Origin of the sequence: Haloplanus salinarum (assembly GCF_024498175.1) — an archaeon.
GTDB classification, from domain to species: domain Archaea; phylum Halobacteriota; class Halobacteria; order Halobacteriales; family Haloferacaceae; genus Haloplanus; species Haloplanus salinarum.
The window spans coordinates 2,658,090-2,681,485 of the sequence record NZ_CP101823.1; the positions used below are offsets into that span (position 1 = coordinate 2,658,090).

Consider the following 23,396-nt stretch of genomic DNA (forward strand, 5'->3'; position numbering starts at 1 on the left):
ATTTTTACACTGCGTCCTCGAGTTCCAGCCGCGGTCGGATGCCGAGCGCCATCATCTCGTCGAGGAGGAGCTTGAACGCGTAGCTCACCTCGAGTTCGTGGATGTCGTCCTCGTCGCCGGTGGAGGGGTCGTACACCCGGCGCTGATCGGTGTCTTCGACCGCGACCATTCCGGTCTCGGCGCTGATGTAGACGCTCTCGCGGTCCGAGGAGTCGAGTAGGCGCTCCTTGAGCGCCATCGCCGCCCCGTGACCGATCAGTACCTCACGTTCCATCTCGCCCACGCGCAGGCCGCCCTCGCGGGCGCGACCCTCGGTGGGCTGGCGGGTGAGCACCTGCACCGGCCCGCGGGAGCGGGCGTGCAGCTTGTTGCTCACCATGTGGTAGAGTTTGTGATAGAAGATGGTGCCGACGAAGATTTCGGCCTCGATCTTCTCGCCGGTCACACCGGAGTACATGATCTCCTTCCCGGAGGACTCGAAGCCGTGGTCCTCCAGCGCAGCGCGGAGATCCTCCTCGTCCTCGCCCTGGAAGGCGGTGCCGTCGACGCGGCGACCCTCCAGGGAACCGACCTTGCCGCCCAGCATCTCCAGCACGTGGCCGACCGTCATCCGGGACGGGAGCGCGTGGGGGTTGAGCACCAGGTCGGGGACGAGCCCCTCCTGGGTGAACGGCATGTCCTCCTGGGGCGCGAGGTGGCCGACGACGCCCTTCTGGCCGTGGCGGGACGCGAACTTGTCGCCGAGTTCGGGGATCCGCTCGTCGCGCACGCTCACCTTCGAGAGCTTCGAGCCGTCCTCGCCCTCCATCAGCGTGACCGTGTCGACGACGCCGTCCTCACCCGAACGCATCGTGACGCTCGTCTCGCGGCGCTTCTGGGGCGACAGGCCGCCCATGTCGTCCGGCTCCTCCAGGAACCGGGGCGGACTGGTCTTACCCAGCAGGACGGAGTTCTCGTCGACTTTCGTCTCGGGGTTGACGAGGCCGTCCTCGTCGAGGTGGGTGTAGGCGTCCTCGCCGCGGGCACCGCGGACGTCCTGGCTGGGGACCTCGAAACGGTCCTCCTGGCCGCCCGGATACCGGCGCTCCTCGCCCTCGTAGGTCCGGAAGAAATGCGAGCGGGCCAGGGCCCGGTCGACCGACCCCTTGTTCATGACCAGCGCGTCCTCGATGTTGAACCCCTCGTAGGACATGACGGCGACGACGAAGTTCTGGGCCGCCGGCCGCTCGTCGAAGCCGATCTGCTCCGTGGTCTGGGTCTTGACCATGGCCAGCTGGGGGTAATGCATCAGGTGCTGGCGCGTGTCCGGCCGAATCCGATAATTGGCCGCCGGCAGTCCGAGGGACTGCTTCATCATCCCCGCACCCATCGTAATCCGGGGCGAGGCGTTGTGTTCGGGGTAGGGGATCATCCCGGCACCGATCCCGAAGATCAGCTGCGGGTCGATCTCCAGGTGGGTGTGTTCCTCGGTGATCTCGTCCTCGTCGACGGCGACGTAGATGTCCTCCTCCTCCTCGGCGTCGATGAACTCGACGTAGCCGCGGTCGACGAGCTGTTCGAAGTCGAGGTCGCCCTCCTCGACGGCCTCGATCTCCGCATCGGTGAGCAGCGGTTCGCCGTCCTCGACGACGATCAGGGGCCGGCGGGCCCGACCCGCGTCCGCGTTGATGATGACCTCGCGGGTCCGCTCCTTGATGGAGACGTTGACCATGTCGCTGACGTCGCCCCGCCGGCGCGCTTCGCGGATCTGTTCTGCGAGCTGTTCGGGGTCGGGATGGGTCCCGACCAAACTGCCGTTGACGTATACTTTCGCCTCGCGTGCCTGAGCCATGTTAATCCGCCATCGAGTCGACGCCTTCGATTCCGGGGATGCCCTCGACCCCCATCGACGCCAGTTCGCGCTTGAGTCCCTGTTCGTCCTCCACGTTCTGGGAGAGCTCCATCGCCTGTGCGAAGTTCTTCACCAGTCCGCAGTTCGGCCCCTCCGGCGTCTCGGAGGGACAGATGCGACCCCACTGGGTCGCGTGCAGGTCCCGCGCCTCGAAGTGTGGCTGGGACCGCGAGAGCGGCGAGCGCAGGCGCCTGAGATGGGAGAGGACGCCCATGTAGTCGGTGCGGTCGACCAGCTGGGAGACGCCCGAACGGCCGCCGACCCAGTTGCCCGTCGCGATGGGGTGTTCCAGCCGCTCGGTCAGCACGTCCGACCGGACGACCGTGTTGACCGTCAGCTGCCGGTTGCGCATGTTCGCGCGTTCGAGCTGGTATTTCACGTCGCGGGCCAGCTTGTTCAGCGCCGTCCGGAACAGGTCGCGCATCAGGTCGCCGCTCACCTTCAGGCGCTTGTTCGCGTAGTGGTCCTTGTCGTCGGCCTCGCGGCGCTCCAAGGCGAGTTCGAAACACGCCTCGGCCATCCGACAGAGGTAGTACGCCTTGTTGATCCGGACCTCCTCCTCGTCGACGCCCTCCTCGTGGAGATGCGGCAGGAGGTAGCGGTCGATCACGTAGTTGGCGCGTTTGAGCTGGTAGTTCTTCCCCTGGCCGCCGGCGACCCGCTTGCCGAGCGTCTCGATGGCCTCCTCCTCGCTCTGGACTTCGGCCATCTCCAGGTTCTCCAGCATGAACTTCACGATCTCGGGATCGTCGCTGACGCGGTGGACGATCTCCTCGTCGGATTCGAGGCCGAGCGCCCGCACCAGCGTCACGAAGTCGACGCTCCCCGAAACGGAGGGGAAGGAGACCTCCAGGATCCCCTCGCGATTGCGCTCACAGAGCACCAGCGCGCGGTAGCCCCGTCGCTGGCTGAACGTCTTGGCGACCTGGATCTCGTCGCCGTACTTCGTGTCGTACTCCGCGAGGATCTTGTTCGGCGCGAGGTCCTCGCTCGTCATCAGCACCCGCTCGGAGCCGTTGACGATGAAGTAGCCGCCCGGATCGACGGGGTCCTCGCCGATGTCGATCAGTTCCTCGCGGGTCAGCTCCGCGATGTTACATTTGCGGGAGCCGACCATGATCGGCATCCGGCCGACCTTCGTCTCGGTGGAGTCGACGACGACTTCCTCCTCCTCCTCGCCGCCCCGGACGATGGCCATCTCCATGAACACCGGCGCGGCGTAGGTGATGTTTCGCAGGCGTGCCTCCTGCGGGTAGAGGAGTTCCTCGCTCCCGTCGGCCTCCCGCACCCGCGGCGTCTCGACGCGCACGTCGCCGAGTTCGACGAACACCGGCTCCTGGCCCTCCTTGTCGCCGATGTCGGTTTCGATCCGCTCTTTCTCGTCGACGACTTCCTGCATCCCCCGGTCGAGGAAGGCGTTGAACGAGCGGAAGTGGTGTTCGGCGAGGCGTTCCTGTGAGAAATACTCCCGTGAGATGGTACGTCGACTCTCTCGGTTCATTCGACCACCAGTCGGTACACTGTCGCCTGATCAGTCGTTCGCGAGTCACGGACGATTTCGATCACGTCGCCGACCTCGGCCTCGTCGGGCAACGCGGGGTCGCTCGATTTGATCTTCGGCAGGTTGGTTTTGCTGACGTTGTACTCCGCCAGTACCTCGTCGACCCGATCCGGGTCGTCGAGGACTGTATGCTCCGGAACCAGTTCGTGTTGGCTTACGTCTACCATGGATGTTCGGGTGGAGAAGTTATCACGAGATACTACGGCGCCTTTGTAGGCCCACCCATTTAACGCTTGCTAAGGAGGGCGAAGCAAAGCTATTCGACCCGCCGACCCCCGGCCGGCGAGCGACGCTCGGTACGGGGTGACACACGCTCTCCCGGTACAAAACCGTTCCGGCGCGGGTCACGTCACGACGGCACACGGCGCCCCGATATGGCAAGTCTTATTTCCCAGTCCCCGGTTGGTGTAGATGCGAAGGCCCGGATGGTGTAGTGGCCCATCATACGACCCTGTCACGGTCGTGACGCGGGTTCAAATCCCGCTCCGGGCGTCTTTCTGCCGACGCCGACGACGAACGAGGAGCGTAGCGACGAGTGAGTGCTGGCGTCCGCGAAACGCTACAGCGGATTTGAACCTGAGGACGAGCGACCACCGCGAGCGAAGTCCTCCGGGTTCAAATCCCGCTCCGGGCGTCTTTCTGCCGACACCGACGACGAACGAGGAACGTAGCGACGAGTGAGCACCGGTATCGGCTCACCCGACGACGAACGCGGCGACGAGACCGAGCAGGATCAGCAAAAAGATCAACAGTACCCCGAGGAGCATGACTCGGTCCGCTCCGTTCATGCCGAAACCGTAGGTGCTCCGTGGACAAAACGTGTGTGTGTCGCCGTTCCCGGGGGCGATCCGTCCGACGCCGAACGTTTACCCTCGCCGGGGTCGAAGCCGGGGTATGGGCGAGCCCACCTGTTATCTCGACTACTGTCCGACCTGCTCGGCGCCGGTCCCCGTCGTCGAGGGCGAGTGTCCCGACTGTGGGACGGGACTGGACGACTGACCGGCGCGGTCGCTGGCCCGCGGGTCGGCGCCGCCGTGGGGCGTCTCCCGGCGCCGCACCTGCACGCCGTGGACCGACTCGGTGGCGTCATCGACGACGACGGCGCCGCCGGGGGTCGTCGGCAGACGCTCGCGGAGCGTCCCCGAGAGGTAGGTCGGGGCGGCGGCCGCCAAGGCCTCCACGTCGGCGGCGGCGGTCAGCCGGTGGGCGATCAGCAGGTCCGCCTGCGAGACGGCGACCGACGGGAGCGCGCTCGGCCGCTGGGTGGCCGCGACCAGCGAGACGCCGGGGGTCCGCCCGCGGGTCACCACCGTCTCCAGCGCCGACGCCGCCACGCCGTCGGCGAAGGCGTGGACCTCGTCGACCATGAGCCAGGGCAGGCGGTCGGGGCAGCGTTCGACACAGACGTCGTACAGGCCGCGAGCGACGGCACGGACCAGCGCCGCGGCCGGTCTGTCGTCGAGCCCCGAGCAGTCGAGGACGGTCGCCGCACCCGAGAGGAGGGCGTCCGGCGCGAGGCCGTCGGGGGCGAACACCCCCCAGGAGTCGGCGAGGTCGAGGTGGTTGCGGGCGGCGCGCCGGACGTCGCCGTCGACGGCCGCCGTCTCGACCCGATCGATCATCGCCGCCAGGGAGTCGGCCGCCGCCGCCGCGTCCCAGAGCAGGGCGCCGACGGGGTCGGTCGGCGAGAGGTCGAACAGCGCGGGCCAGGCCGGCGGCGGGAGCGTCGCCGCGGGGACCGTGGGTGCGTCGACGGCGTGTGCCGGCACGGCGTCGCCGACGGCGAGGCCGTCGAAGCCGCCCATCGGATCGACGACGACGGGGGCAACCCCCGCCGCCCGCGCCGCGTCCTCGGCGAGGACGCCGAGCGTGTGTGACTTGCCGTACCCCCGCTTGCCGACGATCAACGCGGCGTGCGGACGGTCCAGGTCGAGCCCGACCGTCGCCCCGTCGCTGCCGTCCGCCGCACGGTAGCGCCCCAGTCGAACCGCCGGTCCCGTCCCCTCGTCGCGTCCGAGTACGTGCACGACGGGGAGTGGCCGCCCGACCGTACCTAAAGCTCCGCCCGGAGGTTCAAATGCGAGGGCGGAAGCATGCCGGGCCGTGTTCGAATCGTTCCGAGCGGATCGACGGGCCATCGAGGGGTTACCGATCAGGCTGGTCATCGCGCTGGTCATCGGCGTCGCCAGCCTGAGCGTCATGATGAACATGCTGACCGGGATCCAGGGGTTGTCGACGACGGAACTCGACGTGCGGCCGGAGCCGGAGGTGGTGAACCCTGGGGAGCGGTCGCTCGAACTGACCGTCGTCGGCGCCGACGGGTCGTCGGTCGCCGACGCGACGGTGATCGTCAAGGCCGGGAGCGCCGACCTCGACGGGGTCCGGACGGCGACCACCGGCGAGGACGGGACGGCGACGGTCACGGCGACACCGAGCCTCCGGTCGAATCAGGACGAGGGGACGCTGGTAATCGAGGTGAAACCGCCGGCCGGGAGCGGCTACGTCGACCGCCGGGGGAACGCGAAGGTACTGGTGGTACGGGGGTAGGCGGCCGGCGTCCGCCGCTCAGCGACGGTGGTGGCCGCGGCCGCCGTCGAGCCGTTCGTCCCAGTCGATCCACTCCTGTTCCCACCCGGTCGGCGCGAAGTAGCCCTGCTCGGCGAACTCGCGGTCCTCGCGCTCGGTGCGGTTGCGGGTGACGCCCCCCGCCTGTTCGCCGTCGACGAGCAGGGGTGCGAGCGTCAGGGGGCCGAACTCCTCGACGACCGCGTACCCGTCGGCGGAGTCGTCGGCTTCGACCGCGACGAGCGTCGGGTCGGGCGTCCCCATCGGCATCACGAGGCGGCCACCCGGGGCGAGCTGGTCGACCAGCGCCCGCGGCGGGCGGACCGCTGCCGCCTCGACGAGGACGCGGTCGAACGGGGCGTACTCGGGGAGGCCGTCGGCGCCGTCACGCCGGTCGACGAGGACGCCCTCGTAGCCCGCCTGCCCGAGGTTGTGGCGCGCTTCGAGGACGAGTCGGCGGACGATGTCGACCGCGTGGACGCGTCGCTCGCCGACGAGTTCCGCGAGGAGGGCGGCCGTGTAGCCGACGCCGGCGCCGACGACGAGGACGGTGTCGTCGTCCTCGACGGCGAGCGCCTCGACGAGCCTGGCGACGGTTCGTGGCGCGAGGACCGCGGTCCCGGCGTGTTCGCCGCGACGGTCGTCGTAGGGTCGGTCCTCGACGAACGCGTGCCGGGGGACCGATCGCATAGCGACCCCGAGCGACTCGTCGAGGCCGCCGAGGGCGTGGTCGAGGCCGTCGACCATGTCCTCGCGCAACACCGTTTGGTCCATGTCGGGACAACGGAACGGGTGCTTATGCATCTATTGAAACCGGGGACGACCGGGACGGGGACGGCCGACGGTCGGGGACTCACTCGTCGCTGGTCAGTTCCGAGACGCTCCCGTCGATCTCCGAGACCATCGCGGCTTGCTCCTCGGTACTGGCGACGATGTCCGTGACCGAGTCCGACACGGTGTCGGCCTTGCTCGCAGCCTGATCGACCATGCTCGCGATCTCCTCGGCGCTCGCGGCCTGTTCGTCGGTCGCGTCTGCGACCTGGGTGATGCCGTCGGAGGCCTCGGTGACCGCTTCCGCGATGTCCTCGAAGCGGGCCATCGCCTCCTCGACCTGGTCGACGCCGCCGTCGAGGCGGTCGGTCGTCTCCTGGAGGTTCGACATCGTGCGATCCGTCTCGGAGCGAATCTCGGCCACCATCTCCTCGATCTCGCCGGCGTGGTTCTGGGAACGCTCGGCGAGGCTCTTGACCTCGTCGGCGACGACGGCGAACCCCTCGCCGGCCTCGCCGGCCCGCGCCGCCTCGATGGAGGCGTTCAGCGCGAGGATGTTGGTCTGCTCCGCCAGGTCGTTGATGACGTCGACGATCTCGTCGATCTCGGCCATCCGTCCGCGGAGGGCGTCGACGTCGTCGGCAACGTCGTCGGCCGAGTCGCCGACGGTCTCCATGACAGTCATCGCCTCCCGCGCTGAGTCGCTCCCGCGATCCGCGAGTCGCTCGGCGCGAGTGCTCGTCTCCGCGACCTGCTCGGCCGTCGAGGCGACCTCCTCGACGGTCGCACTCAGATTGCTGACCTCCGACGAGATGCGGGTGATGTCGTCGGCCTGTTCGCTCGTCAGATCGTTGATCTGCTGGGCGGAGGTCGCGACGTCGTCCGCGGCCCGGTCGAGTTCCGCGATATCCATCTCGATCTCCTCGATCAACGCCTCGATCCGTGCTCCCATCCGGTCGACGTTGTCGATGATGCGGAGGAAGTCGTCTTCGAGGATCGTCTCCGCCGTGTCGAACTCGACGGTCGCGTCGAACGTTCCCGTCTCGTAGGCACTCATCGTCTCGATGAGTGCGTCGAACAACTCCTCTAGCTCGCGCTGGTGGCGGGCCGACTCGGAGATATCCTGAACGATCTCGATGACGCCGGTCAGGCCGTCGTCGTCCGCGAAGATCGGTGCGGCGATGAACCAGATGTCCCGTCCGCGAAGCGTACTCTTGTCCTCGTAGACGTTACCGGCCTCGCTACTGAGGAGCGCGTACTCCTCGTCGGCCAGTTCGACGTCCTCGTACGCGACGTGTGTCTCGGCCGGCGCTTCGAGGACCTTCTCCGCCAGCGTCAGTTTCGTCTCGTCCGCGTAAACCTGGCTCCCGAGTTCGCGTTCGCCGACGATGTCGTCCGCGGGGACGCCGAGCAGATCGGCGATCTGTCGATCCCACGCGACGACCGTTCCCGACGCATCGAGTGCGAACGAAGGGAGGTTGAACGCTTCGAGAACGCTTTGCAGATCGAACGCCTGGGCAGTCGATTGGCGGGTCGTGGCCCCACTCATCTCCTCACTGGCTACAACGGAGCATTAATAAAAGGCGGGTCATGATTCTCGACCGATAGGAATTACCCCGCCTGTCGTGGGGATTCACGGACGGTCGCGGCCGCTCAGTCGTCGCCCTGCATGGAGACGAACCGCACCGCGCCGTGGGTCTCGCGGTCGACGCCGCCGTCGGCCCGCCGGGTCAGGCTGACGAGTACCTGCCGCCCGCGGCCGACCGGGCCGACGATCCGGCCGCCGGGACGCACCTGCTCGACGACGGGTTCGGGGAGCGACGCGGGCGCACACGTGAGATACGCCCCGTCGTAGGGAGCGTGTTCCGGCCAGCCGTCGCGGCCGTCGCCCACGCGGACGCGAACGTCGTCACCGTAGCCCAGGCGGTCGAGTCGGTCGCGCGCCTCGCGGGCGAGGGCGGGTTCGTACTCGACGCTGTAGACGGTCCCGTCGCCGATGACCTCGCTCGTCACCGCGGCGTGGTAGCCACAGCCGGTGCCGATCTCCAGGACGTCGTCGCCGGAGTCGGGCGCGAGCAGGTCCGTCATCGTCGCCACCATGTGCGGGGCGCTGATCGTCTGTCCCTCCCCGATCGGGAGGGGCCGGTCGTGGTAGGCCGCGTCGCGGCGCTCGTCGGGCACGAACTCGTGGCGGGGGACGGCCCGCATCGCCCGTTCGGTCTCGGGGCGCTCGATCCGCCCCGCCTCGATCAGGCGGTCGGCGAGGGCGTCGCGGGCGCGGTCGAAGTCGGTGGGCATCCCGCCCGTCACCACGCCGACCACGCGGCGGAGGTGACGTCACGGCCGTACACCCGCTTCGTGTCCTTCGCGAACACGGAGTCGCCGTCGTGGTCGAGTTTCTCGAAGCGGTACTCGGGGGCGTCGTCACGCACCTGGACGCCGGTGATCTCGAACTCCTCGTCGCCGAACGCCGCCGTCTCGCCGACGACGAACTCGTGATCGCCGGGCACCGAGACGGTGACGCTCCGGGAGTCGTCACGCCGCCCGTCGTTCGGGTGGACGGTCACGTTGACGCGGACGTTGTCGACGGCGCGGGTCCACAGCGTCGCGACGTCCTCAACCGTCGCCTCCTCGGCGCGGGTGTCGCCGCCGACTTCGATCGAGGTGATCCGCACCTGCATGATCGCCTCGGCCGTGTCGACGACGAACTCGTCGCCCACGGCGACCGTATCGGCGGGTGGCGCGTCGACGGTCGTCGACAGCGACTCGTCGTCCTGTGAGACGATCACGTCGAGTTCGACCTCGCGGGGCGGGTCGTACCGCTCCTTGTGGACGTGGTCGCAGGCCGTACACCGGACGGTGACGTGACCGCCGGGTTTCAACACCTCGTGGACGGTCGGTTCCGTCGTCGAACAGGAGGGACAGGCGAGTGCGACGCGGTCACCCGCGTCGGGGCCGGGATGGCTCATGGCTCGACGTAGCCGGTCAGGCGGTAAAAATCCGCCCTTCCGACGACGGCCGTCGACGTGCCCGCCGACGGGATCAGAAGACGAACCGTTCGAGCAGCTGTCGGGCGAACGGCGGTCGACGGTCCGCCTGCGGGTAGACGGTGACGGTCGTACAGCCCGGACTCGGGACCGTCGGCCGGTCGTCGAACAGGGCGTTCCGGAGCCGGTGGTCGGCGCCGGTGCGCACGAGCAGGTCCGGGGACGCGAGGTTCCCGCCGTCGGTGCGGAGCGTCTCGGAGCGGACGGGGACCGACAGCAGCGACGACAGCTCGGACTGGTAGTCGTCCATCGTGCGGCTGTGTCGGTCCGTCCCCCCGTCGTCGGGGTACCAGAGCGAGATCCGACCGTCGTTCGCGGTGGCGACGGCGTCGGCCAGCGCCACGGCCCGCGAGTCGTACGGCCCGCCGTCCCCGGAGAGGGCGACGTGGGTCGGGGCGTCGTAGCCGACGTTGTCGACGAGGAACACGTCACAGGACGCGTGCCGGACGACCCAGTCGACGGGGTCGCCGAGCAGCCGTGATCGGAGGCGGAGCGGTTCGTGTTCGGCGAGGATCGCGTCCATGCCGTGGTGATCGGCGAAGTTGACGACGGCGTGTTTGGTGTCGTGGCTGACCACCTCGTCGGCCTCGACCGCGACGTCGAACTCCGCGCCGAGGGCTTCGACCCGGGCCTCGAAGGTGCGATCGGCCGCCGACTGGACGGTGGCGTTCTCGGTGAGCGGGGCCTGGTCGGGAATCTCCTCGAACCGAACGACGACCACGCGCCCGTCGTGTGGCCGGACGACGTCCGCCGCCAGCGCGACGAGGGAGCGTTCCCGCTCCGCGCCGACGGCCTTCGTCAGCGCGACGAGCACCTCGTGGGTGTCCTCGGTGGCGGCGGACTCGACGTCGGCGAGCGCGTTCCGTCCGACCTGTCGCCGGATCGCGTCCGTCGCGACGCCCTCGCGGCGCACCCGCGGGCGGACGTAGACGAAGTACCAGACGACGCTCCCGACCGTGATCACGAGGGCGCCGAGGAGCGCGACGGCTCCCATCTGTGTCAACAGGAGCACGCCCGTGATGGCGCCGAAGATCTGCATCCAGGGGTACAGCGGCGACGTGAACTCGGGGTCGTAGTCGGCGTTCCCCTCGCGGAAGGCGACGACCGCGACGTTGATCAGGGCGAAGACGATGATCTGGAAGGCGCTCGCCAGTTTCGCGATCTCGAGTATCGGGACGAAGGCGATGAGCGCGAGCAACACCACACCCGTGAGCGTGATCGAGGTGACCGGCGTCCCGAACCGGTCGCTGACGCCCGAGAGCGACGGCGGCGCCAACTTGTCCCGGCTCATCGCGAAGGGGTACCGCGACGAGGAGAGGATGCCGGCGTTGGCCGTCGAGACGAGCGCGAGGATGGCCGCGAGGATGACGGCGACGACACCCGCCTCGCCGAGGGTCACCTCGGCGGCGACGGCCACCGGCGTCAGCGACCCGGCGACGCTTCCGGGGTCGGTGATCCCGACGAGGACGGCGACGATGGCCACGTACAGGACGGTCGTGAACGCGAGCGACCCGAGGATGCCGAGCGGGATGTTCCGGCCGGGATCCTCGACCTCCTCGGCGATGCTCGCCACCTTGGTGACGCCGGCGTAGGAGACGAACACGAGACCGGTCGCGGCCAACAGACCCCCGAACCCGGAGCCGAAGAAGTCCACGTAGTTGGCCGACTGTACGGCCGGAGCGCTTCCGGCGGCGAACCAGCCGAGCGCCGCCAGCATGACGACGACGATGGCGACCTGGAGGCGGCCGGTCTGTTTCGCGCCGACGAGGTTCACCAGGATCAGGACCGCCGCCAGTCCGAGGGCGACCGGCTTCAGCGGCAGGTCGAACAGCAGGAGCAGGTAGGGGACGCCGCCGACGAGCGCGAGCGCACCCTTGAACGAGAGCGAGAACCAGGTGCCGACGCCGGCGACGGTGCCGAGCAGCGGGCCCATGCCGCGCTCGATGTAGATGTAGGTCCCGCCCGCCTCGGGCATCGCGGTGGCCATCTCCGATTTCGAGAGTGCGGCCGGAACCACCAGCAGTCCCGCGAGCAGGTACGCGAGGACGACGGCGGGGCCGGCGATTTCGAGCGCGAGCGCGGGTAGAATGAAGATGCCGCTGCCGATCATCGCGCCGATGCTGATCGCGAGGACCGACGGGAGGCCGAGGTCGCGTTCGAGTTCCTTCATGCGTTTTCGCGTACCGGTCGCGTCAGTTCGTCCACGAGGGCGGTCGAGAGAGCGGTCGACACACAGAACGGATCGTGGCCGGCGGCGGCGACGACGTCGTGACGGTCGGGGTCGTTCACCCGGACGACGACGTCGGCGACGCCGAAGTGAGTCCGGACGAGTTGGGCGAGGAGGAGGTTTCGTTCGTCCCGGGGTGTCGCGACGATCACCGTCGAGCCGTCGCCGATATCGGCCGCCGCCAACTGCTGGAGATCCGTCGGATCGCCGCGGACGACACGGTGGTCGGCCGCACCGTCGGACCCCTCGTCGACGGCCGTGACGAGGTGCCCGTCCGCGTGGAGGGAGCGGGCGATGGCTGCGGCGACGGGACCGCCCCCGAGGACACAGAAGTCGACCCCGGAGCCGTCGTCGGTCGTTTCGTCGGTCGAACGTCGGAGTGAGCGTATTTTCATGGGCTCGTGGCTGGCAGGCGTCGGTCGTCGCAGCGACGTGGTCACATCCCAATTATATCACGGAACCACATAAACTAGCCGGTCTAATCAACGATCCGTCAAAATAGTTCGTCAATATTCCCGATACCGTTACCGGACTGCGGAGGAGGTGGCCACGGACGAGGCCGTCGCCGTCGGCCGGTGTGACGGACACGCATAAGTCGCGGTGACGAGAGGGAACAGTCATGAAAGACGGGGAACTGGATGCCATCGATCGCTCCATCCTCTACTATCTCCAGCAGGACGCCCGGCGGACGTCGTCGAGCGACATCGCGGAGAAACTCGACCTGTCCCCGAGCACCGTGCGGACGCGACTCGGTAAACTGGAGGAGAGCGGGATCATTCGAGGGTATCACATCGACATCGACTACGACCTGGCGGGGTACCCGCTGTACACGAAGATCATCTGTACGGCGCCGGTAACGGAGCGGGACACGCTCGCGAACGCGGCCCGGAAGGTCAACGGGGTCACGGCCGTCCGCGAGATCATGACCGGCAAGCGGAACGTGTACGTCAACGCCATCGGAAAGACCCACGACGACCTCAACCGGATCGCCGGCGAACTCGACGAACTCGGCCTCGAAATCGTCGACGAACAGATCATCCGCGACGAGTACGTCTGCCCCTACCACGGGTTCCTCGACGGCGAGGAAACCCTGGACGAGGACGCCGAACCCTGACGGCGGGCGACGGTCTCAGCCCCCTACTCGACCGTCGGAAGTTCCACTTCCGTCCCACCTCGCGGTTTCACCGCTCGGTTTCCGGGAGGTCTACGACCTCCCCGTCCGCGTACACCGTCGGCTCCCGAAGGATTCCGTCGAGGTGAAGCGGTGCCTCGACGTCGCCACCGATGCTCGCGTCGTCGCCGATGGCGACGTGGACGGTCCCCGCGGCCTTCTCGTCCAGGAGGACGGAGCCGACGAGGTCGGTCACGCCGACGTTGGTACCGATGCCGAGTTCCGCGAGGTTGGCGGCGTCCCGGCCGACCTGCTCGCGGCCCGCTTCGACTTGCTCCTGGACGGCGTCGTCGGAGATGTGAGTGACGTAGCCGTCCTCGACCTCGAACCGGATCGGCTCCTCGATCAGCCCGTGGGGCATCATCGTCCCGTCGACGACGTAGGTCCCCGCGGCCGTCTCGGGGCTGACGAACACCTCGCCGGCCGGCAGGTTCGAGAAGTCGCCGCCCTCGTGGACCATCCCGGTGTCGGTGAGCCACTCCCGGTCGCCGGGTTCGACCGTGAGGTCGGTGCCGGCGGGCGTGGTCACCCTGATCTCGTCGGCGTCCGCGACGCGGGCGTGTACCTCCCGGCAGTGCCGGGCGATGGCCGCGTAGTCGGCGTCCAGGCCCGCGATCATCACGTCCTCGGTGATCCCCGGAAGGGTCGCGACGCGGGCGCCGGCGTCGGTCGCGTGCTTCCGGGCCCGGGTGTGGCTCAGGCTCTTCGTCGTCGGTGCGAGCACCACGTCCGCGTCGGCCATCGCCGCCGCCACCGGGGCGGGCGGTTCGGTGCCGTGTTGCTCGCCCGGCGGGTACCGGAGGACGACCGCGTCGTCGGTCACGTCGCGGGCGACTTCGTAGAGGGTGTCGCCGATGTGGCGGCGCTCGTCGTCGGTGACGACGGCACAGGACTCGCCGGCCTCCAGGGCCATGCACTGGTGGACCGCCGTCTCGGCGGCCTCTCGGAGCGCGTCGGACATGGGAGAACGGACGCACGCGGCGGGGTTATCCCTTGCCCTCCGCCCGCGTGAGAGCGGGGGGACGGAGGACAAAAGCACTATTCGCTCCCGGACCATACCACGAGTATGGTCGACCCGATCCGCGTGCTCCACGTCGACGACGATCCGGAGTTCGTGGAAATGACGGCGACGTTCCTCGAACGGGCCGACGAGCGGATCACGGTCGAAACGGCGACGGCCGTCGACGAGGCACTCGCCCAACTCGACGGGGCGGACGTGGACTGTATCGTCTCCGATTACGACATGCCCGGCCGGAACGGCATCGAGTTTCTGGAGACCGTCCGCACGGGACGGCCGAAGCTCCCCTTCGTCCTCTTCACGGGCCGTGGCTCGGAGGAAATCGCGAGTCGAGCCATCTCCGCCGGCGTCACCGAATACCTCCAGAAGGGAGGCGGCACCGACCAGTACACCGTTCTCGCCAACCGGATCGAGAACAGCGTCCGGGCGTTCCGCGCCGAGACGGCGGTGAGCCGCACCGAGGAGCGGTACCACAACCTGGTCGATACGGCCCCCATCCCGATCATCGTCTTCGACCGCGACGGCGTGTTGGTCTACTCGAACGACGCCGCCGTCGACTTCCTCAACGCCGACACGCACGCGGGCCTGGAGGGATCGACGTTCACCGACTTCCTCCACCCGGAGGACCGAGAACACGCGAGCGAGCGGTTCGAGCGCCTCATGGAGGAGGGGATTCCGCTGCCGGAAGTCGAGTTCCGACTCAGGGCGGTCGACGGGGAGATCAAGCCTGCGACCGTCGCGACCGCTCCCGGGTACTACCGCGGCGAGAAAGTCGCACAGGCGATGGCCTACCGGTGACCCGCCGCGGCTCGAAACGATTATTGCCGTCGCTACGCGACTCCGCGCTATGACACAGGTCGGCGTCAACGGCTACGGAACCATCGGCAAGCGCGTCGCGGACGCGGTGACGGCACAGCCGGACATGGAACTCGTCGGCGTCGCCAAGACGCGGCCGAACTTCGAGGCGGAGGCGGCCGCGCGCAAGGGGTACCCCCTCTACGCGGCCGTCCCGGAGCGCGCCGACCGGTTCGGCGAGGCGGGACTCGACCTCGCCGGCGAAGTCGAGGATTTGGTCGACGCCGCGGACGTCGTCGTCGACTGTACGCCCTCCGGCGTCGGCGCCGAGAACCGCTCGCTCTACCGCGACCACGACACCCCGGCCGTCTTCCAGGGCGGCGAGGACGCGGACGTGGCCGAGGTGAGCTTCAACGCCCGCGCCAACTACGCCGAGGCCGTCGGCGCCGACTCCGCGCGCGTGGTCTCCTGTAACACGACGGGGCTATCCCGCATCCTCGCCCCGCTGGAGGAGGCCTACGGCGTCGGGAAGGCACGTGTCACGTTGGTCCGTCGCGGGGGCGACCCCGGACAGACCGGCCGCGGACCGATCGACGACATCCTCCCCGACCCGGTGACCATCCCCTCCCACCACGGACCGGACGTGAACACCGTCTTCCCCGACCTCGACATCGACACGCTCGGGATGAAGGTGCCGGCGACGCTGATGCACACCCACAGCGTCAACGTCACGCTGGAGAGCGAGGCCGACGCCGCCGCGGTCCGTGAGCTGTTCGCCGACGAGTCCCGACTGTTCCTGATCCCCGAATCGGCCGACATCGACGGCTCGGGCAAGCTCAAGGAGTTCGCGAACGACGCCGGCCGGCCCCGTGGCGACCTCTGGGAGAACTGCATCTGGGCGGAGTCGATCACCGTCGAGGGCCGCGACCTCTACCTCTTCCAGGCGATCCACCAGGAGAGCGACGTGGTGCCCGAGAACGTCGACGCGGTCCGGGCGCTCACCGGCGGCGCCGACGCCGCGGAGAGCAGGGCGACCACCGAGGACGCGATGGGCGTCGGCATCGACTACTGATCCGGGGCGAAGGTCGTGCCGTCGGTCACGACGGCGTGACTTTTGCCGTTCGGGTGTCTAGTCGTGGGAACATGAAACGAAAGAAGTCCATCCGTCAGGGGAAGCTAGTAGTCGTCGGCCTGCTGTTGTTGTTCGTGCCGGTGTTGATACTCGTCGCGACGCTCGCGTTCCTCCTGGTCGCGGAGGGCCTCGTTCTCGGCGAGCTGTCGGTCGTCGAACTGCTGGAACTCTACGTGATCGAACTGCTCCTCACGGCCGTCGGCGCGTACCTCCTCTTTCGGTTGCTGGGGTACTCGATCGATGCGCACCTTCCCGGCGCACGCGAGGAGACGGGCGTGGACGGGGCAGTCGATGAGGAAGCGGCCGACGAGAAACCCGTCGAAGTAGAGTGACGGGAGCGGGAAATCAGTCGTCCCGTGACAGCGCCTCGACGCCGGGAAGCGACTGCCCGGTGAGCGCCCGCACGTAGGCGCCGCCGGCGATGGAGACGTGAGAGAAGTAGTCCTCGTCGAGGCCGTAGAGTTCGATCGCACGGGAGGTGTCGCCACCGCCGATGACGGAAAAGCAGTCCGTCGAGGCGATGGATTCGAGGATGCCGACGGTGCCGTCGGCGAAGCGTTCGTCCTCGAACACGCCGAGGGCGCCTTTCACGAAGACGGCCGCGGAGTCCTCGATGACCTCGCCGTAGTCGCCAACGGTGGTCGCTCCCACGTCGAGCAGCGGTTGGGTCTTCTCGACGCCCTCCACGGGAACCTCCGCCCGTTCCTCGTCGCGTTCGTACGCCAAGTCGGCGGGGAGACGGATGCGATCGGCCCGCTCGGCGAGGAGCTCGCGGATGCGGTCCTCGTTGTCCGCCCACTGGTGGTCGTAGAGTTCGCCGTCGCCCACGTCGTAGCCCACGTCGTAGCCGGCCGCCCGGAGGAAGAGTTCGCCGACGATGCCGCCGAGCAGGTAGTTGTCGACCCCCTCGTCGAGGGCCGACATCACGTCGATGACGTCGGTGGCCTTCGCGCCGCCGAGCACCATCGTCACTGGGCCGTCGAACTCCCGGTTGGCGATGCTGGTGTTGGCCTCGTACTCCGCCTCCATGACGCGTCCGGCGTAGGCGGGGAGGTGGCGCGGGAAGCCGACGAGCGAGGCGTGCGAGCGGTGGGCCGCCGAGTAGGCGTCGTTCACGTAACAGTCGAACTCGGGGGCGAGCGATCGGACGAACTCGCTGTCGGCGTGTTCCGTGGGGGATCTCTCCGGGAGTTCGTCCTCGCACATCCGCACGTTCTCGAGCAGGAGCACTTCGCCGGCGCCAAGGTCGCGGATGGCCGCGACGGCCGCCTCGCCGTGGACGTCGTCGACGAATGCGACGGGTGTCTCGACGTACTCGGCGAGGAGGTCCGCGTGCTGGTCGAGCGAGACGAAGGAGTCCCGGCCCGGTCGGCCCTGGTGGGCTATGACGACGACACGATGTTCGGCCTCGACGAGTTCCCGCACGGTCCGGGCGTGGCGTGCGAACCGCCGATTGTCCTTGACGATGCCGTCCTCGACCGGCGAGTTGAGATCCAAGCGGACGAGGACGCGTTTCCCGGACCCGATATCGTCGAGCGTCTTGAACATGTGCCTCGTCTCGTGGATGGCAGGTCGAGTATTTCAAACGGGCGATTCCGCCCGAACGAGCGTGTGAAATCCCCCCGTGGGTACCGGCGACGGAAAGTTTTTGACCGGGAGCGGTCTACGGTCGTCCATGAGAGGCGACGACCGCGACGACCCGTTCGGCGACATCTTCGACGAGATCGAACGGATGATGAACGAGATGACGGGAACGGGAGGCGCCGTCGGCGATGGCTCCGGGTTCTCCTCCGAGACCCACGTCGACGTCTACGACGAGTCGGGGCAGGTGCGGCTCGTCGCCGACCTCCCTGGGGTCGAGAAGGAGGGGATCGAGCTGAAGTGTGACGGCAAGACCCTCACCATCAGCGCCGCGTCTCCACACCGCGAGTACGACGAGCGCGTCCGCCTTCCCGCCCGCGTCGACGAGCACTCCGCCTCGGCCACCTTCAACAACGGCATCCTCGAGGTCACCATGGACAAGCTCGGCGACTCCGCCGCCATCGACGTCGAGTAGCGCGGTCCCGCGTTACGCCTCCGCGGTCCGCCGGATCAACGCCGCCAGCCGATCGTAGAACTCCGGGACGTACTTCGTCGCCGCGTCGACCGTCGGTCGCGCGTTCGTCTCCGCGACGACCGCCCGGTCGTCGGTCACCAGCAGGTCCACGCCCAGATAGTGGACGTCGAGCGCGTCGGCCGCCCGCTCGGCCAGCCGCCGGAGGGCCGGATCGAGGTCCACCCCAGCCGCCTCGGCCCCCCGGTGGACGTTGTGTTTCCACCGCCCCGCCGCCCGGTCGGTCTCGGGGAGTCGCCGCTCCACCGCCCCCGCGTACGCTCCGTCGACGACCATCACCCGGTAGTCGCGGGCGTCGGGGAGGTACTCCTGGAGGAGGAAGGTCTTGTCGCCGGTGGCGCGGTAGTCGTGGACCAGATCCAGGTAGTCGATCACGCCGAGCAGCGAGTCGAGGTCCGTCGCCTTCGTCACGCCCGTCCCGCGGGTCGTGGAGTTGGGCTTGACGACGACCGGCCACGACAGGTCGGCGGCGGCGTCGGCGACAGCCTCGGCGTCGACGGGACTCGAGACCATCGTCGTCTCGGGGACGGGGAGGCCCGCCGCGCCGAGCGTCGCGAGGACGCCGCCCTTGTTCCGCGAGGTGTGGACCGCCTCGCGGCCGTTCACCCACGCGAGGTCGTGGAGCGCCGACAGGGCGGCGCCAGCCTGGGTGCGCGAGGGGAAGACGAAGCCGACGTCGAACCGCTCGTCCGGGGGCGCCGAGAGGTCGATCGTCCGCCCCTCCGCGGGGAGGTGTGCGACCTCGATACCCCGGTCGGCGAGCGGGTCGCACAGCCGGTCGAAGGTCTCGGCGCGGGTCGTCACCGCGAGGCGGAGCATACCCTCAGTGACGGTGGCGCGGAGAAAAGTCCGAGGGTCGGATCAGGCGACCAGCAGTTTCTCGCCCTTCTCGACGACGATGCGGCAGGGGGGCGAGATCTTGTTGTACGAGCGGCGGAACGCGTCCTTCACCGTGGCGGCGTCCTCGGGGTCGCAGTAACAGGTGAAGACGGTCTCGTTCGCTTGGATGCGGGCGGCGGTGCCGACCGGCTTGCCGAACGCCTGTCGCATCCCGTCGGAGACACGGTCCGCGCCCGCGCCCGTCGCCTGCTTGTTCTCGCGGATGACGTGGTGGGGGAACTTCCGGAGCACCATCTTGTAGTTCTCCTGGCCGACCTCCTTCAGGAGGCGGCGGTTGGCCGACAGCCGGGAGGCTTCGAGCGCGCCGTGGCGGATCTGACACTCCTCCTCGACTTCGAGGCTGATGTGGACCGGGTAGTCGTCGGGGTCGGTCTGGAGGTTACCCATGTTGTGCTGTGCGATCTTGGAGCCCGGGATGCCCGTGATGTACTCGCGTCGCGTGTACGGGCGCTTGCTGAGTTCCCGGTACATGGAGGCCGGTTTGTCCGTCATGATTACTTGTCGTAGCCGAGGCCGAGGCGGCGAATAAAGCCTTCGATGCCGTACGACGCCGGCAACGGGCGCCTATCCGGTGCTCTTCATCCCCGCGGCGATCCCCTTGACCGTCAGGCGGAGCGTCCGCTCCTCGGAGGGGGTGCGGTCGTCGCGGGCGAGCAGTCGCGTCTGCAGCAGGTTCAGCGGATCGACGTAGGGGTTGCGCCGATCGAGGCTCTTCCGGAGCCACTCCTCGCGCACCAGGTCGTCGCGGTCCGAGACCGTCAGGGCGAGCTCGACCGCGCGCTCGTACTCCCCGCTGATGCGCGGGAAGAAGCGGTCGCGCAACTCGGCGGGCGCCAGTCCCGCGTACACTTCCGCGATCTCCATGTCCGTCCGCGCCATCGACTGGGCGGCGTTGTCGAGGGTGGTCTTGAAGAACGGCCACCGGTCGTACATCCGCCGGAGCGTCTCCATCGATCCGCCATCGTCCAGATAGGCGTCGATACCGGTCGCGAGGCCGTACCACCCGGGGATGATACACCGGGACTGCGTCCACGAGAACACCCACGGGATGGCCCGAAGGTCCTCGACGGTCCGGTCGCCGGAGCGCGAGGCCGGCCGCGACCCGAGATTGAGGTCCTCGATGACCGTGATGGGGGTCGCCGTCTCGAAGTAGGGAATGAACCCCTCGGTTTCGAGGAGGTCCTTGTAGGCCTCCCTGGCGGCCGTAGCCATCGTCTCCATCGCCTCGGTCCACGCGTCGGGGGTCTCCTTGGCCGGCCCGTCCATCGACTGGTGACGGGCGCGCATCTGGGCGTCGAGCATCCGTTCGAGGTTCCGCTCGGCGATCCGTGGGTTGCCGTACTTCTCGGCGATGGCCTCGCCCTGTTCGGTGAACTTGATCTCGCCGGTGACCGTCTCGACGGGCAGGGCGAGCATCGCCTCGTGCATCGGGCCGCCGCCGCGGGAGATGGAGCCACCGCGCCCGTGGAACAGGCGCATCTGCACGTCGAACTCGTCGGTGATGCGGGCGAGACGCCGCTGGTTCCGGTAGAGGTCCCAGTTGGCCGCCAGGAAGCCGTTCTCCTTGTTCGAGTCCGAGTAGCCGAGCATGATCTCCTGGGTGTCGCCCCGACAGTCGAGCGCCGCGGCGTACGCCTCGTTCTCGAACAGCGTGCCCATGATACGCCGGGCGCCCTCGAGGGCGCTCTCGGTCTCCAGCAGTGGCACCACGTCGAGGCCGCTGTACTCCGGGAGGTCGACCACGTCGGCCTGGTCCGCCAGGAACAGCACCTCGAGGACGTGACTCGGCTCCTCGGTCATGCTGATGCAGTAGGTGTCGATGGCGTCGGCGCCGTACTCCCGCTGCCAGCGCCGGAGCGCCTCGAACCGCCGGCAGACACGTTCGGTCGTGTCGCTCACGTCGCCCGGGTCGCCGAGGTCGACCACGTCGGCGTCCTGGAGGATGGCCTCGGTGAGCACCTCGACTCGGCCGTCCTCGTCGCGGTCGTGGTAGTCGATACCCTCGCCGGCAAGCAACTCGCCGACCGCCTCGGTGTGGTTCTGCTGGTGGTCGCGCAGATCCAGGCTCGCGAGCGAGAACCCGAAGGTGTCCACCTTCCGGATCAGCGGCGCGACGTAGGCGTCGGCGATGGATTCGGCGTCGTTCAGCCGTAGGCTCGCGTCGATGGCTTCGAGGTCGTCGACCAGTTCGTCGGCGTCGGCGTAGCCGCCGGGGCGCACGTCGCCGACGCGTTCGAGTCGCTCGCGCATCAGCTTCAGCTTCTGGCGGTAAAACTCGTGGGCGTACCGCTCCTCGGCTTCGGCGGCGACGGTCGGGAGCCGGTCGCGGTCGGCGACGAGCGACTCCTCGAACCGCTCGCCGGGCGTGATCCAGGCGGCGTCCTGGCTGAGAACCCCCGAGAGCCGCTTCAGCTCGTCGCGGTAATTCGAGAGGACGACGGAGCGCTGGCGGTCGAGCGTCTCGCTCGTCACGTCGACGGTCACCGAGGGGTTGCCGTCGCGGTCGCTCCCCGCCCACGACCGGAACTCGAAGAGTTTGGGCACGTCCACCTCCGGATACGACTCACCGAGGGTGTCCTCGAGTTCGGCGTACACGTCGCCGACGACGTCGAAGAGGGTGTTCTCGAGGTACCACTGGACGTTCCGTGCCTCGTCTTCGGGTTCGGGCGCCCGGTCGCGGACCTGCGGGGTCTGCCACAGGCTCGTCACTTCCGCCTCCAGCCGGTCCCAGGACTGTCGGCGCTCGGCGTCGGTCAGCCGGCGCTCGTCGAGTTCTTCGATCAGGGTCGTGATCGTCCGGAGTTTCGCCTTGATCGTCTTCCGGTGGGCCTCGGTCGGGTGTGCGGTGAAGGTGGGTTGGATGAGCACGTCGTCGAGCAGCCGCTGGACCGTCTCGGCGTCGGCCTCCGCTTCGACGAGCGCGGCGACCGTCGCGCGCTGGCTGTCCGTCAGTCCACCCTCCTGGGAACTGCGACGGATGGCGCGTACCCGTTCGCGCTCCTCCGCGAGGTTGATGAGCTCGAAATACGCCGTGAACGCCCGTGCGGCCGCCCCTTCGAGGTCGGAGTCGAGCGAGCCGAGCGTCGTCCGCAGCGGCTCGCGCGACGGCAGGCTCCCGTCGCGGTAGTCGATGGCCGCGGTGCGGAGCTCCTCGACCGCTTCGAACGCCTGCGTGGAGGACTGTGCCTCCAGCACGTCGCCGAGGAGTTCGCCCAGTTCCCGGACGTCCTGTCGGACGGTTCGGTGGTGGAGATCCATCGGCAGTTGGTTCCGTGACCACGTACATTAAACGCCGGGATAGTGCAGGGTTGACGGCGCTGTCGTCGTATCGTGGCGGTCGTTCGTGTCGGTGCTCGGGCTACGACGTCGCGTCGTCGGGCGGGCGACCGGTCGCCGGATCGAGCGCGACGAACTCCAGCCCGTCGCGTTCCAGTAGCGACGCCGCCCGATCGGTCACGGAGGGCGCGACGAGGACGCCGCGGATCGACGCCTCGTCGCCGAACTCGCGTTCGAGCGCGTCGACGTAGCGGCGGAGTTGACCGACGGCGTCCGGCCCCACCCGCCGGCGCTTCAACTCGACGGCCACCGGCCGCCCTGCCGCGTCTTCGCCGAAGACGTCGACGGGGCCGGCGTCGGTCTCGCGTTCCGTCGCCAGCGGCTCGAACCCGGGGTCGATCCGCTCGGGGTTGGCGACGACGTGTTCCTTGAGGTCGGCCTCGCTCCCCTGCAAGTCGAGTTCGTCGGGGTCGGTCACGTCGTAGGCGGCGAGGTGGTGGACCCGATCGAACCGGACGTCGAGGAGTTCCTCGGGCGATCGGCGGACGCTCCGCACGCGCAGTCCGCCGTCCCGAACGCTCGCGAAGTGGTCACAGCCCGGCGGTTGCCAGTTGACCGGCGTCCGCCCCTCGTCGGTGTGGACGAGCGCCGAGCCGTCGGGTTTGAGCAAGAGAAGTCGGTCACCGGAACCGAGGCTGCTCGACGCGCGGCCGTCGTATTCGACGGTACACCGCCCGAAGACGGTGATCAGGTCGCCGCGACGGAAGGCGTCCTCGAGGTGGGTGAGCGCGTCCCGGTGGGCGGGGCGGTGGAGCGTGGTGACCGTCATCCGTCGCCGGCCGTACGCCGTCGCCGTACAAAAGGAGCGCGTCGGGGGCACGGCCACGGATCGGTGTACGGGATAAAAGCACAAATAGCGCCCGCCCGTC

General features: G+C 68.6%; 22 protein-coding genes and 1 tRNA gene. 7 read left to right on the plus strand and 16 right to left on the minus strand.

Annotated elements, in window-relative coordinates:
* Positions 1 to 4 precede the first annotated feature (4 nt).
* Genes rpoB through NO364_RS13925 form a run of 3 tightly spaced genes read right to left on the minus strand, consistent with a single transcriptional unit; the run spans position 5 to position 3,619 of the window.
* Positions 5 to 1,831, minus strand: coding sequence for a DNA-directed RNA polymerase subunit B (rpoB, locus tag NO364_RS13915; protein WP_157690304.1), 1,827 nt, complete (start codon positions 1,829 to 1,831; stop codon positions 5 to 7).
* Position 1,832: 1 nt separating this feature from the next.
* Entirely contained in the window at positions 1,833 to 3,392 is a 1,560-nt protein-coding gene (locus NO364_RS13920) for a DNA-directed RNA polymerase subunit B'' (RefSeq protein ID WP_157690303.1), read from the minus strand.
* Complete coding sequence (locus NO364_RS13925) at positions 3,389 to 3,619, minus strand: DNA-directed RNA polymerase subunit H (protein WP_157690302.1); 231 nt, start codon at positions 3,617 to 3,619, stop codon at positions 3,389 to 3,391. The genes NO364_RS13920 and NO364_RS13925 overlap by 4 nt, the downstream gene beginning before the upstream one ends.
* Before the next feature lie 252 nt (positions 3,620 to 3,871).
* Between NO364_RS13925 and NO364_RS13930 the strand changes: the two genes are divergently transcribed.
* A tRNA-Asp gene (locus tag NO364_RS13930) sits at positions 3,872 to 3,944 on the plus strand.
* Between the two features lie 428 nt (positions 3,945 to 4,372).
* On the opposite strand, the gene NO364_RS13935 is transcribed toward NO364_RS13930, so the two are convergent.
* On the minus strand, positions 4,373 to 5,479 hold the full coding sequence (locus NO364_RS13935; RefSeq protein WP_257627839.1) for an ATP-binding protein: 1,107 nt from the start codon (positions 5,477 to 5,479) through the stop codon (positions 4,373 to 4,375).
* A 76-nt stretch (positions 5,480 to 5,555) separates the two neighbouring features.
* Here NO364_RS13935 and NO364_RS13940 point away from each other — a divergent pair, with 76 nt between their 5' ends.
* Positions 5,556 to 5,999, plus strand: a complete 444-nt coding sequence (locus NO364_RS13940; protein ID WP_157690290.1) for a DUF7382 domain-containing protein — start codon at positions 5,556 to 5,558, stop codon at positions 5,997 to 5,999.
* An 18-nt stretch (positions 6,000 to 6,017) separates the two neighbouring features.
* Here NO364_RS13940 and NO364_RS13945 read toward each other — a convergent pair whose 3' ends face one another.
* From NO364_RS13945 to NO364_RS13970, 6 genes are all read right to left on the minus strand, one after another.
* A complete protein-coding gene (locus NO364_RS13945; RefSeq protein ID WP_257627840.1) occupies positions 6,018 to 6,791 on the minus strand; it encodes a protein-L-isoaspartate O-methyltransferase family protein in 774 nt (257 codons plus the stop codon).
* Positions 6,792 to 6,870: 79 nt separating this feature from the next.
* On the minus strand, positions 6,871 to 8,337 hold the full coding sequence (locus NO364_RS13950; RefSeq protein WP_257627841.1) for a methyl-accepting chemotaxis protein: 1,467 nt from the start codon (positions 8,335 to 8,337) through the stop codon (positions 6,871 to 6,873).
* 104 nt (positions 8,338 to 8,441) lie between these two features.
* Positions 8,442 to 9,086 (minus strand): protein-L-isoaspartate(D-aspartate) O-methyltransferase, encoded by a 645-nt coding sequence (locus NO364_RS13955; protein WP_157691232.1) that lies wholly within the window; start codon positions 9,084 to 9,086, stop codon positions 8,442 to 8,444.
* Between the two features lie 8 nt (positions 9,087 to 9,094).
* Positions 9,095 to 9,757, minus strand: coding sequence for an HVO_0476 family zinc finger protein (locus tag NO364_RS13960; protein WP_157690287.1), 663 nt, complete (start codon positions 9,755 to 9,757; stop codon positions 9,095 to 9,097).
* A 73-nt stretch (positions 9,758 to 9,830) separates the two neighbouring features.
* Entirely contained in the window at positions 9,831 to 12,005 is a 2,175-nt protein-coding gene (locus NO364_RS13965; RefSeq protein WP_257627842.1) for a universal stress protein, read from the minus strand.
* Positions 12,002 to 12,457 carry an NAD-binding protein gene (locus NO364_RS13970; RefSeq protein WP_157690285.1) on the minus strand — a complete coding sequence of 152 codons (456 nt, stop codon included), beginning with the start codon at positions 12,455 to 12,457 and terminating at the stop codon, positions 12,002 to 12,004. The genes NO364_RS13965 and NO364_RS13970 overlap by 4 nt, the downstream gene beginning before the upstream one ends.
* A gap of 224 nt (positions 12,458 to 12,681) precedes the next feature.
* Between NO364_RS13970 and NO364_RS13975 the strand changes: the two genes are divergently transcribed.
* Positions 12,682 to 13,176: an Lrp/AsnC family transcriptional regulator gene (locus NO364_RS13975; protein ID WP_157690284.1), complete on the plus strand. Its 495-nt coding sequence runs from the start codon at positions 12,682 to 12,684 to the stop codon at positions 13,174 to 13,176.
* 67 nt (positions 13,177 to 13,243) lie between these two features.
* Here the strand turns inward: NO364_RS13975 and NO364_RS13980 are convergent, their stop codons facing one another.
* Positions 13,244 to 14,194: an aminopeptidase gene (locus NO364_RS13980; RefSeq protein WP_257627843.1), complete on the minus strand. Its 951-nt coding sequence runs from the start codon at positions 14,192 to 14,194 to the stop codon at positions 13,244 to 13,246.
* A 105-nt stretch (positions 14,195 to 14,299) separates the two neighbouring features.
* Between NO364_RS13980 and NO364_RS13985 the strand changes: the two genes are divergently transcribed.
* From NO364_RS13985 to NO364_RS13995, 3 genes are all read left to right on the plus strand, one after another.
* A complete protein-coding gene (locus tag NO364_RS13985) occupies positions 14,300 to 15,049 on the plus strand; it encodes a response regulator (RefSeq protein ID WP_157690282.1) in 750 nt (249 codons plus the stop codon).
* Between the two features lie 49 nt (positions 15,050 to 15,098).
* Positions 15,099 to 16,118 (plus strand): type II glyceraldehyde-3-phosphate dehydrogenase, encoded by a 1,020-nt coding sequence (locus NO364_RS13990; protein ID WP_157690281.1) that lies wholly within the window; start codon positions 15,099 to 15,101, stop codon positions 16,116 to 16,118.
* A 71-nt stretch (positions 16,119 to 16,189) separates the two neighbouring features.
* Entirely contained in the window at positions 16,190 to 16,510 is a 321-nt protein-coding gene (locus NO364_RS13995; RefSeq protein ID WP_199243642.1) for a hypothetical protein, read from the plus strand.
* A 13-nt stretch (positions 16,511 to 16,523) separates the two neighbouring features.
* On the opposite strand, the gene NO364_RS14000 is transcribed toward NO364_RS13995, so the two are convergent.
* Positions 16,524 to 17,726 carry a phosphoglycerate kinase gene (locus NO364_RS14000; protein WP_257627844.1) on the minus strand — a complete coding sequence of 401 codons (1,203 nt, stop codon included), beginning with the start codon at positions 17,724 to 17,726 and terminating at the stop codon, positions 16,524 to 16,526.
* 127 nt (positions 17,727 to 17,853) lie between these two features.
* Between NO364_RS14000 and NO364_RS14005 the strand changes: the two genes are divergently transcribed.
* The gene (locus NO364_RS14005; RefSeq protein WP_157690279.1) at positions 17,854 to 18,234 is read left to right on the plus strand and encodes an Hsp20/alpha crystallin family protein; all 381 of its coding nucleotides are present in this window, start codon (positions 17,854 to 17,856) and stop codon (positions 18,232 to 18,234) included.
* 12 nt (positions 18,235 to 18,246) lie between these two features.
* Here NO364_RS14005 and NO364_RS14010 read toward each other — a convergent pair whose 3' ends face one another.
* The 4 genes from NO364_RS14010 to nucS all read right to left on the minus strand — a co-directional run bounded on the left by NO364_RS14010 (position 18,247) and on the right by nucS (position 23,296).
* The gene (locus NO364_RS14010; protein ID WP_157690278.1) at positions 18,247 to 19,110 is read right to left on the minus strand and encodes an ATP-grasp domain-containing protein; all 864 of its coding nucleotides are present in this window, start codon (positions 19,108 to 19,110) and stop codon (positions 18,247 to 18,249) included.
* Between the two features lie 42 nt (positions 19,111 to 19,152).
* A complete protein-coding gene (locus NO364_RS14015) occupies positions 19,153 to 19,683 on the minus strand; it encodes a 50S ribosomal protein L16 (RefSeq protein ID WP_157690277.1) in 531 nt (176 codons plus the stop codon).
* A gap of 72 nt (positions 19,684 to 19,755) precedes the next feature.
* Positions 19,756 to 22,449: a phosphoenolpyruvate carboxylase gene (gene ppc / locus NO364_RS14020; RefSeq protein WP_157690276.1), complete on the minus strand. Its 2,694-nt coding sequence runs from the start codon at positions 22,447 to 22,449 to the stop codon at positions 19,756 to 19,758.
* Between the two features lie 100 nt (positions 22,450 to 22,549).
* A complete protein-coding gene (nucS, locus tag NO364_RS14025) occupies positions 22,550 to 23,296 on the minus strand; it encodes an endonuclease NucS (RefSeq protein WP_257629120.1) in 747 nt (248 codons plus the stop codon).
* Positions 23,297 to 23,396: the final 100 nt, after the last annotated feature.